This is a genomic window from Acidobacteriota bacterium (assembly GCA_035471785.1).
Taxonomy (GTDB): Bacteria; Acidobacteriota; UBA6911; order RPQK01; family DATIPO01; genus JANQFM01.
The window spans coordinates 88,984-106,833 of sequence record DATIPQ010000095.1; the positions used below are offsets into that span (position 1 = coordinate 88,984).

Genomic DNA, 17,850 nt, shown 5'->3' on the forward strand with positions numbered 1-17,850 from the left:
CATCTAGAAGCCAAACTTAAGGAGGATGCTTTCAATGAACCGACTCAAGATACTTTCCATTGCAGCCGTTTTGCTGCTTTTGAGCGCGCCGATGGCGTTGGCTCAGGACGGCTATGGCGACTTCCCGCAGGAGGTGCAGAGCACCAACAGTCCGGCGGGAACCGTTGTCGAGCCAGGATCGCAGCTTCTTTTCCTGCTTGACACGGGAATTCGTCCGAGTGAAATCAATCCCGATTTCGTCCCGACCCTCACGGTCACCGAGAACTTCGGCCTGGAGGCGCCCCTGTGGACGAACTTCATCGCCATCACCAACACCAACCCGACCGACGCGGTTACCCTTCACTTCCGCTACTTCGATGAGAGTTGCGACGACGTGGTCGACTTCCTGGTCTTGTTGACCTGCAACGACACCATGTTGATCAACCCCTTCGACTACACGATTCCGGGAACCGAGGTCAACGTTTCGGACTTCTTCTTCGGGACTCCGCCCCAGGACCCCACTCCTCTGTCGACTGCCCGCTTCGGCGAAGGCCGCTTTCTGCTCTTCGTGACGGCCTCGGGAGATGCCGGCAACGACTCGGGTGACGGCAACGACACCAGTCCTGCGGGTGACCGCGGCGACTTCGATGATCCTGAGGATCTGGACGAGTTCGCCGATTGGCTCTATCCCTTCGAGTTGACGCCGGACGATTTGGAGGATGACTGCGTCGGCGTTGATCCCGACAAAATCGGCGTCCGCGCGGGCGTCAACGACGACAACCTGAACATCTTCAACGCCAGCGCCATCTCCTTCAACTACTTGAACGGCTTCCACACCATCGGTGCTGCGCGTCCCGGAGGCCAGGCTTCCTTTGCGGTTACCGCCTGGACCCGCCCCGCCATCAATGCCGGTCAGGTCCTGGATTGCGACGATGCCGACCTCTTCGAGGCGGGGCAATGCACGGCGAGCTACAACAACGCCACCCCGCAAGACGTGGACGGCGACGGCGATTTCGACGCCTTCGATGCCGACGCGGTCAACGACGGAGGCATGGATGTCGACGGACCCTTGGCGCCCAAGGGCGTAATCCTGTCGGGCACAGAACACATCTGGCTGACGCTCCTGCGTAGCGATGAGCTCTTCCTGCCCACCAACAGTTACTACCTGCGGCAGGACGCCCATGGCGGCAACTCCATCGAAACGAACTGCGAAGGCGCCACCAGCAACCAGCCTCGTTGCGACTCCAGCAATCCCTGGGCTCCCCAGCCTGTGGTCGGCGGATCGCTGGGCTGGACGCTGTTCCCCGATGCGGTTTCGCCCGCGGATCAGTTCTTGTCCTTCGGTTCATTCAAGGACGACTACAACGGATCGCTCAACCTCAACCGTAGCGCCTTTGCGGTCTTCAGCGACAACGCCTACCGTATGGACGCCGCTGCGACCTACTACAACCTGGTGATCTTCAACAACAGCGAAGATCCGCTTCGGATTGAAGAGGAAATCGAGCAGATTTCGCCGCCCCCGCCCATCGACCCGGTGGTCATCAGGGTGGCCGTGAAGTGTCTGAATGCTTTCCGCTTCGACGTCTTCGGGATTCCCGGCGGGGAGTTGGTCCCTGGTGGAGGTTCCCCCGACTTCGTGTTCACCGAGAACTTCGCCACCTTCAGCCTGGATGACTTGTTCACTCTGGACGGTCGCGGCTTGGCCGCCAACTTCCTGGCTGACCCGGTTGTGGAGAACGACGAGTTGGGACCCGGTTGGGTCCGTTTCGACCGCATCCTGACGCGTGACTTCTGGTACGACGCTACCGGCGGTTCCATCCAGGGATTCGCCGTCAACTACGACGGTGAGCGCGGATCCTATGTCACCATCGCTCAGAGCATCGTGTTCCTGGATTCGTTTGGTTTGTCCTACTGGCTGCCGTTGTCGGCTAGCGGGCCGCTTCCGCCATCCAACTAAGTCGCCTCTGGGAGTCGCCCCATTTATCGCGGGCGGCTCCCGCAGGTTCTTAGTCTAAAACTGAAAACCACTTCAAAGGAGGAAAGCTGTCGACAGCTTTCCTCCTTTTTGTGGTCACAGGACCGACTTGTCTAAAAGCGTACTGAAGACGATCTCCGCCTGGGCGGGCTGCCTCGCCCTTCTTTGCTCGGCCTCGGCCCAAGACGGCTCTGCGGAATTGCGGATCAATGAGCGGCCGGCTTCCGTCTACCGGAGCGCCGGCGACAACAACCATGCGATGCAGGTTGTCGGCGATTCCATCGAAGTGCTGTGGATCGGTCGCGACCGTCAGCCCTTTCCCTTCTTCGGCGAGGCTGATCTCCTCACCGGCAAGGTCAAGCGGGTTGTCAAGCTCACCGAAACCAAGGGCAGGAGCAAGGGGCAGCGAATGAATCCTTCCCTGGGCCGCTACCGGGGACGGACCTGGGCCGCCTGGATGGAAAAGATCCGCAAGCAGCGGCGCAGCCATTTTCTTCTCAACCTCCTGCCGGTCGAATCGCTGGGCCAAGCTGCCGGTTTGCAGCAGGAAGATGCCGTCAACGGCAGCGAGTCCGGAGCGGACGCTGAGGCGGCGGCCGATGGAGAGGCGAGCGATCAGCGGCAAATCTTTGACCTGGGAGGCTTCCCTTCCTCGGTAAGTTTTCACGAAACCGCCCACGGTTTTTTTGCGCTCACCTACAGCCAGGATCAAGCAGACAAGTTTAGATTGCGTCTCTTGAGGCTGGGCCCGGACGAAAAGTGGGAGCAGGTCGAGCAGGCTTCCGCGTTGCAGGGGCTGAGACCGGTATTGGTGGAAGAAGGGGAGCTTCTCTGGCTCTACTACCTTCAGACCGCGGACTTGATTAGCCGCTCATTCAGCCGAGACGGCATCCATTGGTCTCCGCCTGAAACCATAGGGGAGGGGGTGGCTGTCTCGGTTGACGCGGTTGTGCTCAGCGAGGGCACGGCAGTGGCATGGAGCCTCTCGACCGGCGACGAGACCAGGGTCGATCTGGCCCGCTGCACTCCGCAGGGCTGCTCTGAGCCTCGTACCATCTTTGCGGCCGAAGGCCGCATGGGGTATATCGCTCTCGCCTCCGAGCCCGCATCAGGCAAGCTGTTGCTCCTTTGCAGCTACTGGGACCCGAAGAATCAGAGTCAAGTCATCGAAGCCTCGGCCGAGGCCCAAGGGTTTGAGAAAAGGCGCCTGACGCCGGAGGGAAAAGATATTTCCGCTTCCAGTGATCTTTTGGTATATCATGGGCGGGATGCGGCGTTTGCGATCTGGCATCAGTCGCTGGGCAAAGGCAGCCAGCAGACGGCCGGGAAGGTCGGACTGGCTCTATATGATTATGAAGAAAGCAGGTGGATGATGCCGCCCCTGACGATCGGGCCGGATGACGCAACTCTGGGCGTCGCCGATTCACCACGTCTGGCCTTTCACGGCGATTCCGTCTGGTTGTCTTTCATCGCCTGCGACTCACGGACGGGACTGTTCGGCGTCAAGACGCCGGCGTTCACCGGAGAACTTTTCTTGAAACGCTTGGATCTCGAATCAGAGGAGCAAGAGGGGCAAAGCAGGTAAGGGGAAACAAGGCCTGCTTGCGCGGAGAGCCACCCGGGCTTCCGCTCCACGAATTTCCAACCTTAGGTCGGGACGCACCATTTGGAGGTAAGATGTTGATTCGAGGTATCTTTGCAGCAGGTTCCAAAGGGCTTCTGCTCGCCTTGACTTTCGGTCTGCTCGCTGTTCCGGCTCTGTTGGCGCAGGACCCGCCGCCGGCCCCATTCGATGTTGTTCTTTCGGCCACCGATTTTTCGGGGGCGGCCGGCACCCAGGACGATCCCTTCAGCGGCAACCGTTCCATTCAATTGATGACTGAGGTGATAAACGACCCTAATCCGAGCGGCTACCAGTTCACCGATTGGTCGGTCCGCATCGTAAGCGGTTTCTTCTGCCTCCCGTGTACTGCCACAACCTGCCGCTTTACTGGAGCCGAAGGACCCGACCCTATCTTTCAGCACTCGCGGGTCCGCTCCGATTCCATGATCATCGAGTTCTCCGTTTCGGTCTTCTCGCCAGGCTTTCAGCTTGAGACAGACAGCCTTCAGGTTCATCTGAGGGGCGAACCGGGGGCCTGCGACGGCGGTTCCGGAGGAGAGGAACCCGACTCGCGTCCTTTTAACGTCAATATTACAACGAGCTCCAACAGCGCCCCTCTGGGATCGACCATCAACCTGGTCGGCTCGGCCCGTGACGCCACCGACAACCAGTTGACCTTCCAGTTTTATGATTCCACCATCCAAGGAGTGCGGGGAACCCTTATCGGCGAGCGGGTCGCCTCTAACTGCACGAGTAGTGCGGGCTGCTCCGCCACTCTGCCTTTCAACGTCGGATTCATACCCCGCTTCCGTTACTTCACCGTCGTCGTCTCGGATGGAACCAATTCGCGGCAGTCGGCTCAGCGAACCGTCAACGTGGTTTCCGAGAACACGGGTCCAGGCGGAGAGGAAGATGAGGATGAAGTGTGCGACTTTGGAGGCGGCATCCAAATCAACGCCAACGCCGGACCTCCCTCACTGACAGTTGTGGGTCCTTCCAGCGTGACGCTGGAAGGGAGCGCCCGAACCTCGGAAGGAAGCAATATTCCTGGAGTCTTCCGGTGGACCGTCGTAGATGACGACGGCCTGGGCAGCCAAGTCTCGCTGGTCAGCCCCACTTCCCGCACGACGGTCTTAAACGTTCCCGATGTCAGCGTCGACAGGACGGTTCTTCTCAACTTTCAGGCAAGCTTCAACAACCGCAGTTGCGACGACGACATCGAAGTCGAGATTTTGGCCGAAGCCCCGCCTGAAGCGGACCTTGAATTGGCCTCTTTGAACAGTTCCGCCGCCAATGTCCCCGTCGGAGCCAGCGTCTCTTTTGAGGCCTTGGCGCGGAACAACGGGCCGGCGGCGGCCAGCGACGTCAGGATTATCTTCAATATTCCGGCCAATTCCTTCGAGTCCGCTTCCAGCGGCTGCGCACTGGCAAGCGGCAGCCTCACCGACGTTGTCTGTGAGGTGGGAGTTCTGGCGGACGAAGCCACAGCCCTGCGCACGGTCACGCTAGAGGCCGGTTCGGTCGGTCCATTCTCCGTCAACGCCAGCGTCTTCGGCTCGGACAGCGACAGCGTGCCCAACAATTCGCAGTCCGAGACGATACAGGTGAGCGAAATCATCACGGATCTCAGCCTGTCCAAAGTGGCTGATGCCGATGCAGTCTCGCTCGACGGCCAAGTCACCTACAGCATCACGGTTACCAACCAGGGGCCGGAAGACGCCACGGGAGTCACCGTAACCGACGACCTTCCCGCTCAATTGACGGCCCTGAGCGCCTCCGCCACTGAGGGAGGCACCTGCAGCATCGGGGCCGGTTCGCTCGTGACTTGCCAAATCGGAGACCTGGCGCAGGGCGCCTCGGTGCTGGTGACCATCGTCGCCAGAGCTGACGCAGTGGGTGCGCAAGTGGTCAACACGGCCTCGGTGACAGCCGATCAGGGGGACAGCAATTCGGCGAACAACAACGGTCAGGCCGTGATCTCCATCAGCGACGCCGAGGCTGATCTGGAGATCAGCATCGTCTCGGTGACCCCTAATCCTGTGGGACAGGAGCGAAACCTGCAAGCCCTTGTGACGGTTGCCAATGCGGGTCCCGACGACGTGTCCGGGGTGCAGGTCACAAGCGTGATCCCGGAGGGGCTGAGCTTCCTGGAAGCGGACGCCGGCGGGGGTTGCCAGAACAACGCCGGCACGGTTTCCTGTTCGCTGGGGAGCCTCGACAGCGGCTCCGACAGCCAGCTCACCCTCACGCTGCAAGCACTGGGCGAGGGGGCGGTACCCCTCTCGGCCGAAGTCACCTTCGGAGGTGTCGATCCCGATGAAAGCAACAACACGGCTGAGGTTGAGATCCGCATCCTGGGACCCAACTTCCTGGCTCTGCCACACACAATAGGCAGCGACAGCTTTATTGGTCTGGGGATCGTCAACCGCATCGGAGGCGAGAATTCGCTCAGCATCGAAGGGCGCGACGCCGACGGCAACATCGTCAATCAAACCGACCGCGAAGAGGAGATCGCAGCTCTGGGACAGGACGCGTTCCTGACCCGTGACGTGCCTCCTTCCGATACCCTGATCATTCGGGGCAACGAAGGCCCCTTCCAGGCCTTCTTCATGATCGGCGACAACAGCGTCCGGCGGCTGGACGGCGTGGGAAGCGAACCCCAGGACGGTACCGACTTGTTCCTGCCCAGGGTGCGCCAAAGCGGAGAAGACTTCACCACCATCTATCTTTTCAATCCTGACTTGGAAGCAGTTTCCGCAGTAACTCTGGATCTTTTCGATCTCGAGGGCGGCCAGGTTGGGAGCGCCGCCTTCGACCTGCAGCCTCAAGGATCCATCTTGGCCACGGCCGAGGAGCTTTTCGGAGTTTCTGATCTTGAAGACGGATATGTGCACATAGACGCCTCTCTGCCGATCAGGGGCTTTGAACTGCTTAAGGTGGACGACAACTTCGCAACCATGATGGCTCAGTCTGCCGTCAGCACCCCCAGCCTGGTCTCGCCTCACTTCTTGATCGGGCCGGACGGAGCCGGAACCCGTCTGCGCCTCGTCAATGCCGATGACGACGTCTTCGTCCGAGTCCATGTCGATGCATTCGACGGCGGCGGACAAAAGATGGGAGGGGGAACCTTCGACCTGTCTCCGTCATCGGTGGGCGTGCATGAACTAGCCGACATCATGGGAATCGACACCAGTGAATTGGACCGGTTCACGCTGCTGCAGGGGCATCTCGAGTTCGAGCTTGAAGGGAGCGTTGTCGGCCCCTTTACGGATGAAGCCAAAGTCGTGCCCATCATCAGCTTCGACGGCATCGGTAAGGAGACGCTGTCCAGTCTCCCCATTCCGATCGAAGGACAGACCGAAACCCTCTTCCTCCATGTCGCTCAATCAGACGACCTCAATCTGTTCACAGGTCTGGCCATGTTCAACAACAGCGGGGAGCCGGCTCAGGTGATAGTCGAGGCTTTCGACAGAAGCGGGGAAAGGACGGGGATGAAGGAACACCTGATGGATTCCGGCTCGCGCATCATCGGACTGCTCGACAACAGCACCTTTTTCGGCAACTTCGAGCAGATCGGAGGCTACTTGCGGATCACCTCCACTCAGCCCATCATCGCGTTTGCCCTCTTCGGCGCACGCGATGGAGTGTTTCTTTCCGCTATCGGAGGCCAGCGGCCTCTTCAGTAGCCAGCCTCGTCAAGAGTCGGCCTGCGTCCGCCATCTCGGGACGCAGGCCGGCCTCAACCCCTGGAAACGCCGGTTCCTCAGGCTCGGGACCGCAGCTTTCCAAATGCAACTTTTGCATCACCGCGGCATCCAATGGGAAAGTCCGCTGGGCTCTCTCTTGCGCCATCAAGCCGAGGTACTTTCCAGCTTCCCAGAGACTTTAAGGAGCAATAGATGAACAGGCAACTCAAACGCATTTCCAGTCTTGTGGGCGCGGCAGTTCTAGGGGCTCTCTCTCTCTTGGCGCCCGCTCACGCTGAAGATCAGCCGGATCAACGGTCCGGATTGTGGCATGCCTATAACGAAGAGAATTCCTCAACTCTCTTTTTCCTGGTCTACAACGGCGTCCAGTCCAAGCTCTACGATGCCGACTGGAACCGCACAACGACGACCTTTCAAGTGGAAGACGGAACCTTGACCTTTGCGGTGCCGGGGGGGCGCCCGCAAAAAGTCGAGGCACGCTTCGAGGAAGGGAAGCTGAAGGGCGTGCTCGAGATGCGGCACGTCCAGTTTACGGCCCGCTACGAGTTCCAGGCCATTCATGTCAGCGATGATCCTGACTGGGAGCCGTGGGCCTTCCTGAAAGAAGCCGAGGCCTCGGTAATCGTTTCCTGGATGAAGACGCTGGAAAAAGCGCCCTTAGACGACTTCTCCTCCTTCCAAGCCTATTGGCGAGAGGAGGTCGAGCCCCGCTATTATTCCCTCCTCACACATGCCCTCTACGGCTCGGAAACCGGCATCTTCTTTACGCACCTCCGGCAGGAAGCCATCAAGACGGTGTTCGCCGACTTGAAGGAGCGGGGCGAACAGATCAAGCAACTCGCCGACACCTTCAAGGAGCTGGTCAAGCAGTCAGCCGACGACCTGCGCCAACTGTATCCTTTTCTGGAAATTCCTGGGCAGGTGGTTCCCATCCTGGGCCGCCAACCCTTCGACTTTCAGATCCGCATCCTGAGTCCAATCGGCACCCCCCGCTTCCTTCTCTTCTTCGATCTTAACTGGATGGCTGAGGAGCTTGAGCGGCAACAGGTGCGTTATCAAATCGCCCAGGGGCTGGTGGCATTCGATCATGTGATCCACCGTCCGCATCCGCCTTTTTTCCGCAACGAATTCGTCGTCCGGGGCATCGCCGCCTACCTGGCCTCGAGGCTCGATTATTCTGATTCTGCCAGCGCCTACTTGTTCCAGCCCGAGGGCCTCTCCCAGGAGAAGAGGCTGGAGGCGTTCAAACGCTTCGGCGCGGAGTTTGGCAGAGCTTTTGACAAGCGCCCAAACGAGGTGTCACTTTCGGAGTTTTTCTCCGGAGAGCATCGCGCTTCGTCTTACTTGTTTGGATATGGATTCGCCGCTCAGATGGCCAACCGCTTCTCCGAACGCGAGTTGGTTCGGCTGTTTGACTATGGGCGCGTGACCGACGAACTGCGAGCCTACATGCGATTGCTCAAGGAACCCCCCGATCCGTCCAAACCCGAAAGCAGGGAAACGACCAAGGCCGCTGAGCAGCCGCAGACGAACGATCCGCCCCAGTCGGAAGGCTGAGGCCCAGCCTTCTCCAGGCGGCCCTACCGTTCCTCCTCCACGCCTTGGCCTTCAATGGCGGCCAGGAAGTCGGCCGCGCCGAAAAGGGCGAAGGAGATCACTGGCTGATCGCTGGTGATCAGTATGTGCCCCTGGATCTGGGAGAATCCGGATTGGAAGAATTCAGGACCATTGAGCAGGTCGACGACACGCTCTCCAGGTTCCAGCGTGAATTCGGCTTCACCCGTCTTGAGACCCTCTTTGTCGTAGACCGAAACCAGACCCTGGGCAAGCTCCTGGCTGCGGTTGAGGATGGCCAAGCCGTGAAACATTCCGATTTCGTCCGACTGGGCTACGTGCAGGAAGAAAGTTTCCTGGAAGCCTTCCTGGGCCATGGGCAAGGCGGCGTGGAAGGATTCGCTTTCATAAGAAACCGTGGCCACCACCTCTGCCGCCTTCTCGAAGACGCCGGCGGTGCCGCCGCTGATGCGGATCTCCAAATAGCCGGTGATCAGATCCAACTCCTCGAAGTCGAACAGGTCCTGCAGGTCGATGCGGCTCAGCGAGAGAGCCTCCAAGTCAAGCGCGGTCGCAGCCAGCTCTTCTCCATCGTCGTCGAAGAGATGGACCGTGCCGCCCGCCGGGGAGTCGTTGAGGTTGAGCAGATGCAGCCACGTGGTGGCGTCTGCGGTGGCTAGAAAATGAGGCACTATCAGGCGCCGCACTTGTTCTGGCCTTTTGGCTGTCAGAGAAGCGAAGTTGCTGTTGTCGCTGACCACCTCGAATCCCCGCAAAGGAACGGCGGAGGCCACTCTGACGTAGCCTTCGTCCAAGTCGGCTTCACCGAACACGTCGCCGACCGAGCCCCGCAATGATCCCAAGGGAGCCAGCGAGGCCAGGGCCGTTTGCAGCAGGTGGCCTTCAGCGTCGAACAGTTCCAGGAGCACTTCGGGAGCCTCTTCCTGGCCGGGATTGAAGAGGAAGAGAAGGGTGTTGGCTTCTTGGCCGCGCACCATGGGGAAGTAAAGTTCCTCTCCCTCGGCCATCGAGCCTCCGATGCCGTCCAACTTGCGCAAGCCGTTATCGCCCATCATGAAGAAGGAGCGTATGCGGCCCTGCGTCCCGCGAGCCACCAAAGTGGCTTCCTCGTCCACTCCGCCCTGGGGCGGGAAGAGCTGATTGGTCAGGAAGGCGGCTTGACTGCGGTCCGAGTCCGACTCCAGGGAAGCCGAAGACTGAATGACTCCGTCGCGTCCCACGGCTTCGATTTCGATGAAGTTGGGTCCCCCTGCCAAATTGACCAGGGCCATGCTCACGAACGTGTCGGGAAGACCCAGGGAGAAGGGTACCAGGGTGAATTCCAAAGCCTCCACCAGGATCTCCACCCTGTCGGAGTTGTTCTCCATGTTGGGATCTTCCTCGCTGCCGCCGACTTCCACCGTATAGACCAGGACGCCCTCGGTGCTGGCCATGCCTTCAACTGTGATCGTCACTTGCTCGTCGGCCTCGAGGGCGCCTAGAGTGCAGGAGATCTCTTCTTCGGAAACCGTGCAAGTCCCTTGTTCGGTCGAGGCCGAAGGCGAAGTAAGGCCCGCGGGGACAGGGCCTGAAACCGTCACCTCCTCCACCTTGCCGGGACCGGCATTGGAGACCGTGATGGAGTAGGTCAGCAGGCCGTTCTGGTTTAATCGGTCGGAGGAGGCCTCCAAGGCTACTGCAAGGTCGGCCTCCTCGGCCTTCACGTTCCATTCCAGTCCGGCGACGTTGTCGTCGGGTTGGGAGTCCTCCTCATCAGCGGTCACGGTAGCCGAATTGACGAACGATCCCGGCTGCCGAGCCCGGACACGCACTTCGATGCGGGGCTCGTCTCCGCCCTGCAAGCGGCCCAGCCGGCACAAGATCTCTCGGGTATTGATAAGCAGGCTGCAGGAGCCGCGGTCGGGATTGGCCCTGACGAAAAGCAGTTGCTCAGAGAGCGGATTGATCACCGTGACGTTGTTGGCGACGCCGCTGGAGAGGTTTTTGACCGTGATCTCGTAAACCACCTCGCCGTCGACCCGCAGGTCGGCATCGGGTCCCGGGCCCGTCATGGCCAGGGCCAAGTCGAGGGCCGATTGGGTGACGTGGCTCAGAGCTTCGGAAGTGTTGTTGCCGCTGTTGGGATCGTCCTGCTCCGCGCTCACCGAAGCTGCCACGACCCAGTCGCCGGGTCCGCCGGGAGCGGTCAGCAGGCCGACTGTCGCCGAACTGCCCGCGCTCATCGTGCCCAACGAGCAGGTCACGACCTGGTTCGACTGGCTGCATGACCCGCTGCTTGAAGATGTGGAGTTGAGGGTCAAACCTTGGGGCAGGGTCGCCGTCACTTTCACATCATCAGCCGCCTCGGGACCCTGGTTGAACACGTTCAGGGTGAAGGACACGCCCTCCCCCAGTTCTGCTGATGCCGGCGCGGAGACCGCCACCGACACGTCGGCGGCTTCAGGCGGCGGTTGGGCCAAGATTATGACCCGCATGGGGTCGACGCAGCCGCAGCCGTTAAAGGTAGCCTCCAATCCCAGCACGATCTCAGTGTCTTGGTTGACTTCCGGAGTCAGCAGCGTGGCGCCGAGGGAAGAATCTGCCACGATCTGCAGAGAAGATCCCAGTCCGCCATCGTCCAATACGATCCACTCGAAGATCCCTGGAATGAGGGTGGAATCGACTGAGGGGCCCCGGACCGAACCCCGCAGTTTCAGGTCTTCGCCTCCAACAACAGTGCTTTCCAGAGGACCCGCATCGACCCGCGATCCACAGGAGCCGCACTCTGTCCAGGTCCTTTCCGGATCATCGGGTAACGGAGGATCGCCGTTCTCGGAGACGCGTACCTGCCTCTGTACGGAAGAGACGGTATTGGTCCCATCGGAAACCTCAAGAGTGAAGAAATGGGTGGCGGGTACGTCTCCTGCCGGAAAGGACACTTCGAGCGAGCATCCCGAGGGGCCGTCGCACTTGGAAGCGCTGCGGTCGTCGATCAAGCTCCCGCGTTGTCCTGAAGCCGTCGCTGCATAGAACAGAAAAGTCAGTTGATCGTCGCCCGGATGATGCGCGTTGCCCAAGAGCTTGATGGTCGATCCCAGCGGAACGCTGCCTGTCGGGGCGGCCAGTTGAACATCGAAGGGACCGTCTCCCCCCGAGTCGTCGCTGCAGGCTCCCGGTTCGCCTTTCAGATGCACGGTGGTGCGGGCAGTTGCGAGCTGAAAGCCGGTCTTGAAGACCGAAACGGAGAAGGCGATGGCCATCTCATTTGAGCGGACCCGCGTGTGCTGAAAGATGGGATCCGGCCCCTCCGCTCCGATCAGCCGGCAGGTTGTGCCTCTGCAGGGAAGGCAGAAGGAACCCTTGACGATGCGCACAGACCAGTCGGTGTACTGGTAGCCGGACGGGTCGGGATCATTCAGCACCTCGGTGAGCATTTGAATTGAGCGGTTCCCGCTCAGAGGGTCGTCCAGGGTTCCTTTGGCTCCCGAATAATCGGTAGCGATGAGTTCGACGTCGAAATTGGGGGGAGGAAGTTCCTCCTGGCCGACCAGAAGGGGGCCGGAAGCGATCGCAAAAATAAAGAAAACGGTAATAAAGGCTTGAAGTGAGGCTCGCATCTCGATGACTCCCGAGTTTGATAGTCAGTTGTCTCCAGCTACAGTGTCGGGCTAATGCGCACAAAAGGAGGTGACGCTCATCACAGGCCATAGTTTCTTGACGCTTTCAGCCAAACAATGCCGCGGCCGGCTTGCCCGTGGACTCATCGTGAGCAAGCCGGATGCCAAGGAACGAGCCAATCGTCAAAAGGCCCTAAAGGTAGGTTTTACGGGAGGTTGAGCCGGGGGCGGCTGATCCCCGCCTGCCAGCAGTCCTTGAAGACTCTGCCCACTCTGCCGGGCAATTCTTGCCGCTCCCCGACCAAGCAGGTTCTCAAGTCGGGAAGATGCTGCGGCTCTTCACCAGGCCGCTTCAAGAGTGACGCGCTGATCGTTTTGGCTCAGAAGGAATGATGCGTTTTTCAGCGATGGTCCGCTGTGGGGGATTGTTCTTCTTGGCCTTCAGGGGAGGGCTTGGCGGGTGGCGCCAGCTCGACGAAGACAAAGTTCTCGATCTTGTACTCCCGGCTGCCGCAGCAGAGTATCTGACCCGGCTCCCGCTTCAGACGGGCCGTTGCCACGGTATGCATATCGACTCTCGGCTTGTCGAAGGCCGGCAGAAGCACGATGCAGGTGTCCTCTTTCATCTGAGCCCGCAAGCCCCTGTGACTCTGGGCGGCTTCAGACACGGCCTCCCGGGCTCGAGCCACCCGCAGTGAGGCCTCCTCCTCAAAGTCGGAGAGATGCTCGAAGAGCCTGCGGAGCTGTTGCAAGCGCAGTTGGGAATCGTTCTCTTTTCCGTACAGAGCATGATTTAAGAACGGATAGTAGGCGGGTATCACTTTCTCATCCCAAAATTTGAGGAAATCCTCAAACGACTCACGAGGCGCTTCCAATACCAGGGCAACCACGTCGATCCGGTTCTCTTTGCGGGCGTCGGCAATCCATTGCTGGGGGGAAACGGGCATCTTTTCGGCCACCCGAATGGCCCTAACGGGTTGCTCGATGGCGAATTGCCCTCCACCCGCCGCGATCGCCATCGAACCTTTCAAGCCGTTCCCGTCTGGCTTCAGGGTGAGGCGCGAAAGCTCGATGCTGGTTTCCTCGGTGAACTGAACGACAATTTCATCTTCTGTGACTCGGCTCTCGCGGATGGCGAAAGCTGACCAGTCGAGGGCGAACATCTGCACGGTGCCATCTTGGTGAATATAGAGATGAGGCGCTTGATGCTGTCCGGAATCGATGCGCCACAGTCCGGCCCAGGGAGAAACCGTCACAGAGAGCAGAAGCAGAGCGATCATGCCCGCAGTATACACCACCCCTTCCGAATCGGAAGGCCGGCGGCCAAGACCCTCGGCCCATGGCCCCGGCAGATGAAGCAGAGGCTGTAGCAGCGGCTGGCCTTCCCGTGCGGGGACGCGTCTCCCGGATGCGAAAAAATTATCATTTTTGGGCTGATTTTGCGTCTTGAGCGGCTTTTGCGCATCTAATAAGAAGGCGCGATTCCAAGGGAGGCTGCGCTCATTTTTGCCTGGACGCTCGGCAGGAGAGCAAATAGGGAAACCGGCACCAGTCGGACCGAACAGGATAGTTTCATGTTGAGCGGATTGCTCTCGCCAATTTCCATCTCGGACTCTCGCCGGGGATTGGCCTGCCTCGGTCCAGGGCTCCTTTGTTTGTTTCTCCTCTTGTCGTGGCAGTCCTTTCTTGTGGGGGGAGGTCCCCTGGTCGTCCAGGAAGGTCAGCCGGGCCGATGGGCAGGCCCGGTGCCGTTTGCCTTGGACCGAGGTCCTTTGGGCCCTCTCGACAATGACTCGGCCGATGCTCTCATCCGCCATGCCGTGGACCAATGGCAGGCCGTCCCGTCTTCGACTGTTTCCTTTCAGGAGCAGCCCCAACTGGAAGTTGACGTGGATGCCGACAACATTCTCGACTTCTTCGGGGGAGCGCCCATCGGAGGCGGCGAGATCAGGCCGGAAAACCCGGTCATCTTCGACAACGACGGCGCCGTCATCGACATGCTTCTGGGAGCAGGCTCGAGGAACTCTGTTCTGGCCTTTTCCGGTCCCCGCTTTATCAACACCAACACCCGCAATTTCCTCTCCGGATTCGCGGTTTTCAATGGGCTCTTCGCACTTTCGGAGAACTTCCAGGCCACCGTGGTGCATGAACTGGGCCATCTGCTGGGGCTGGACCACACCCAAGCCAACCGGCTGCTGGCCTCCAACCAGGATGCGGAGGACAACTGGCTGGTTCCGCTCATGTATCCATTCGCCATCGCCAATGCGGTCGAGCAGCCTCTGCGCGATGACATTGCCTGGATTTCCTGGCTTCAGCCCGCTTCTTCTTTCCAGGAGACGGGCAGTATCAGCGGCAACGTCACACGGCGCGGCGGCGAGCCTTTGAGAGGAGCCAACGTGGTGGCGGTACGCCTTGAGCCAAACGACGCCGAATCGCTGCACGAGGTGGTTTCGGTGGTCTCCGGTTTTCTGCTGGACGGCTCGGGGGATTATCTTATTCCGGGGCTGATTCCCGGCCGCTACGTGGTCTTCATCGAGCCGCTGGACCCCCGTTTCGTGGGCGGCAGCTCCGTGGGACCCTATGATCAGCGCTTCGATCAGTTCCCGAAGGACTACTATAACGGGATCAATGAAACGGGGACGAACAGCGACAACCCCTTGGCCAAGACTGTCCTGGTGGTGAGTGGCGGACAGGAGATTGAAGGCATCGACTTAGTCGCCAACGAGGGCAATCTGCCTCCCACGGTGGAGGCTGGCGAGCCCCGCACGGTTCAGAGCGCTCAGCTCGTGCAATTGGAGGCCACGGCGCAGGATCCTGACGGTGATGCCCTGGAGATCCGCTGGAGCCAGCAAAGCGGGCCGCAAGTCGTTCTTTCCGACCCCGAGTCTCTGAGGCCCACCTTCCTGGCGCCGGCCACTGCCGAAGCGGTGGCATTGGTGTTCCGTTTGACGGTTGACGACGGCTTCTTCGAGGCCAGCGACACGGTGCGGATTACGGTGATTCCGGTTCCCGGCAATAATCCTCCCCTGGTAGATGCCGGCCCTGATCAAGTTGCGGCCCACGGACAACTGGTGGAGCTTCAGGGACAAACCTCGGATCCGGATGGAGATTCGCTTTTCCTGCGCTGGCGGCAATTGACCGGTCCCGCCGTGGAACTGCTGGGGGCCGATCAACAAATGGCACGATTCGTAGCGCCCAGCGTCTCGGAACGGCGCGTCCTGACTTTTCAACTGGAGGCTTCGGACGGCAAGGGCGGCTTCGCCCAGGACCGGTCTAATGTAACGCTGCTGCGCAATCGCCCTCCCCAGGTGGAGGTAGCGCCTTTCACTACCGTCCCGCCCGGCGAGTTGGTCGAACTTCAGGCTGAGGCCGAAGACCCGGATGGCGACCCCTTGACCTTCCGCTGGGAGCAGACCTCAGGTTCGCCGCTGGACCTTGAAGGCGAGGATTCCGACAGGCTGGTTTTCCGGGCTCCGGCGGAGGCCGTCAACACCTTTTTCGGGTTCCAACTCGAAGTCAGCGACGGAGGACTGACCGCCACGGCGGCGGTCGCCGTGCTGGTGGGCGGCTCCGCCCCGATTGTGATGCCGGCTTCTCTGCGCCTGGGAGACGAACGGCTGCGCCGCTCCTTCGTGGGGGGCGCGGTGATCCATGATTCCGCCGACGATGTCTCTGTTTTCCTGCGAGTCCGCGATCTGCAGGGCGACCTTGTGGAAGCCGACACCGACCTGCAGTTGGCGGCGGGAGGCCAGTGGACGTTTTTGACCGAACAATTGACCCGCGGACAGATCCTGGGAACCCTGAGCCTGCAGGGTGTCGAAGAGGCCTTGAAGGGCTTTTTCTTGATGGGCGACCTGGAGGCGACGCGGCTGGACGGGGTCGGCGGCCAGTTGGAGATCGCCCCCAAGCTTTATCTGCAGGCGGTCCGGCGCAACGCCACCGTCGACACCTTGGTTTACCTGCATAACCCCGACCCTTCGGGAGACTGCCTTCTCACCCTGCGACTGCGTGGTCCGGACGGAGGGCTCAAAGCTGAGAGTCAGACCCTCTTAGCCCCGGGGGGAACTCTGCTGCAGATGCTCGGTTCTCTCTTTGAGTTGGACGAGGACTCCGAGGAAGAAGGCTATGTGGTGGTGGAGGGCAGCCGTCCTCTGCTGGGGATGGCCATGCTGGTGGACGATGAAGCTTACGTTGCGCTTCCGGCGGTAGCGCCTCGGTCAACCTTGCGCCTTTATGCTCCTCACTTTTTCACCGACGGCGATCGCCAGACCACCCGCTTGCGCCTGCTCAACGCCGGGGAGAGGAGTATTCAGGTCCGCATCACGGCCTACGACGACCAATCCAACGTCTTGGGGACCTTCCAGCAGGTGGTGGAAGCGGGAACGGTGCTCGACCAGGCGGTTTTCAGCTTCCTTGAGGATCCTTCGCCCGGGGTCATCACCGTGGGCTATCTGGAGGTGCTGGCCAACGAAGGACTCAGCGGTCCCCTGCTGATCCCCGCTCAATTGGTAGGCAGCGCCATCTTCAGCACCAACCGCGGCCGAGCCAGGTCCAGTCTTCCCTTGGCCGAGGAGCCGGCTGAACGGTACCGTTTTCTGCATGTGGCGCAATCTGGCCAAGCCCATGTCTTCCAGGGCCTCGCACTGCTCAACACCAACGGGAGTGCAGCCCAGGTAACGCTTCAGGCTTTCGACGCGGAAGGGGAGAAGACCGCCGAAAACACCTTTACCTTGGAACCAGGCCACCGCATCGTCGATCTCCTCGATGCCGAAACCTATTTCGGCGAGAACTTCGATCAGACCGGCGGGCACCTGCGTCTGCAGAGTAGCCTGCCCATCTACACCTTCTCTCTCTTCACCGACGGCTCCCAGACTTTCCTTTCGGCCGTGCAAGGCCAACCGCTGCGCTAGTGCCGGCGGTCATAGATTCTGAGTCAGGGCCCTCCGTTCTTGTCCCTGACAGGGACAGATTCGCCAGCCCAGCGACTGTGTTAGAAGTCAAGTCCGGGCTCGCTGAAGGCCAGCGATTCGCCAGCCCAAGGGACTGTGTTAGAAGTCAAGTCCGGGCTCGCTGAAGGCGAGCGATTCGCCAGCCCAAGGGACTGTGTTAGAAGTCAAGTCCGGGCTCGCTGAAGGCGAGTGATTCGCCAGCCCAGGGTCAGCCCCGGCGAGCGCAAGCGAGACGGCGGCGCCACCCTGGGTTTCAGACGGCAAATGTGCAAACGCTGAAAGCGTGGGATAACGCCACAGGGTGGCTCAAAACCTCTGACGCACTGCACTGGTGCCGGCGTTCATAGATTCTGAGCCGGGGCTTGGGGCCTCACACGAAGTCGACGATCTGGCGGCGCGTTGCCTTGAAGACCCACAGCCCCAGGGCCAGGAGGAGCAGGGTGCAGCCAACCCAATAGGCCAGGCC

At 60.5% G+C, this 17,850-nt stretch carries 7 protein-coding genes; 5 read left to right on the forward strand and 2 right to left on the reverse strand.

The features are described from left to right. The first annotated feature begins 34 nt into the window (after nucleotides 1–34). The 4 genes from VLU25_13500 (at nucleotide 35) to VLU25_13515 (ending at nucleotide 8,821) form a co-directional block, all read left to right on the forward strand. Nucleotides 35–1,936: a hypothetical protein gene (locus tag VLU25_13500; GenBank protein ID HSR68947.1), complete on the forward strand. Its 1,902-nt coding sequence runs from the start codon at nucleotides 35–37 to the stop codon at nucleotides 1,934–1,936. Nucleotides 1,937–2,411: 475 nt separating this feature from the next. Next, entirely contained in the window at nucleotides 2,412–3,539 is a 1,128-nt protein-coding gene (locus tag VLU25_13505) for a hypothetical protein (protein HSR68948.1), read from the forward strand. A 92-nt stretch (nucleotides 3,540–3,631) separates the two neighbouring features. Then, nucleotides 3,632–7,243 carry a hypothetical protein gene (locus VLU25_13510; GenBank protein HSR68949.1) on the forward strand — a complete coding sequence of 1,204 codons (3,612 nt, stop codon included), beginning with the start codon at nucleotides 3,632–3,634 and terminating at the stop codon, nucleotides 7,241–7,243. A gap of 213 nt (nucleotides 7,244–7,456) precedes the next feature. After that, nucleotides 7,457–8,821: a hypothetical protein gene (locus VLU25_13515; GenBank protein HSR68950.1), complete on the forward strand. Its 1,365-nt coding sequence runs from the start codon at nucleotides 7,457–7,459 to the stop codon at nucleotides 8,819–8,821. A 23-nt stretch (nucleotides 8,822–8,844) separates the two neighbouring features. Here the strand turns inward: VLU25_13515 and VLU25_13520 are convergent, their stop codons facing one another. Continuing rightward, nucleotides 8,845–12,435, reverse strand: coding sequence for a DUF11 domain-containing protein (locus VLU25_13520; protein HSR68951.1), 3,591 nt, complete (start codon nucleotides 12,433–12,435; stop codon nucleotides 8,845–8,847). A gap of 401 nt (nucleotides 12,436–12,836) precedes the next feature. Continuing rightward, a complete protein-coding gene (locus tag VLU25_13525) occupies nucleotides 12,837–14,252 on the reverse strand; it encodes a hypothetical protein (GenBank protein ID HSR68952.1) in 1,416 nt (471 codons plus the stop codon). Between VLU25_13525 and VLU25_13530 the strand changes: the two genes are divergently transcribed. Further along, nucleotides 14,208–17,345: a hypothetical protein gene (locus tag VLU25_13530; protein HSR68953.1), complete on the forward strand. Its 3,138-nt coding sequence runs from the start codon at nucleotides 14,208–14,210 to the stop codon at nucleotides 17,343–17,345. The two genes, VLU25_13525 and VLU25_13530, sit on opposite strands and share 45 nt — an antisense overlap. Nucleotides 17,346–17,850 lie beyond the last annotated feature (505 nt).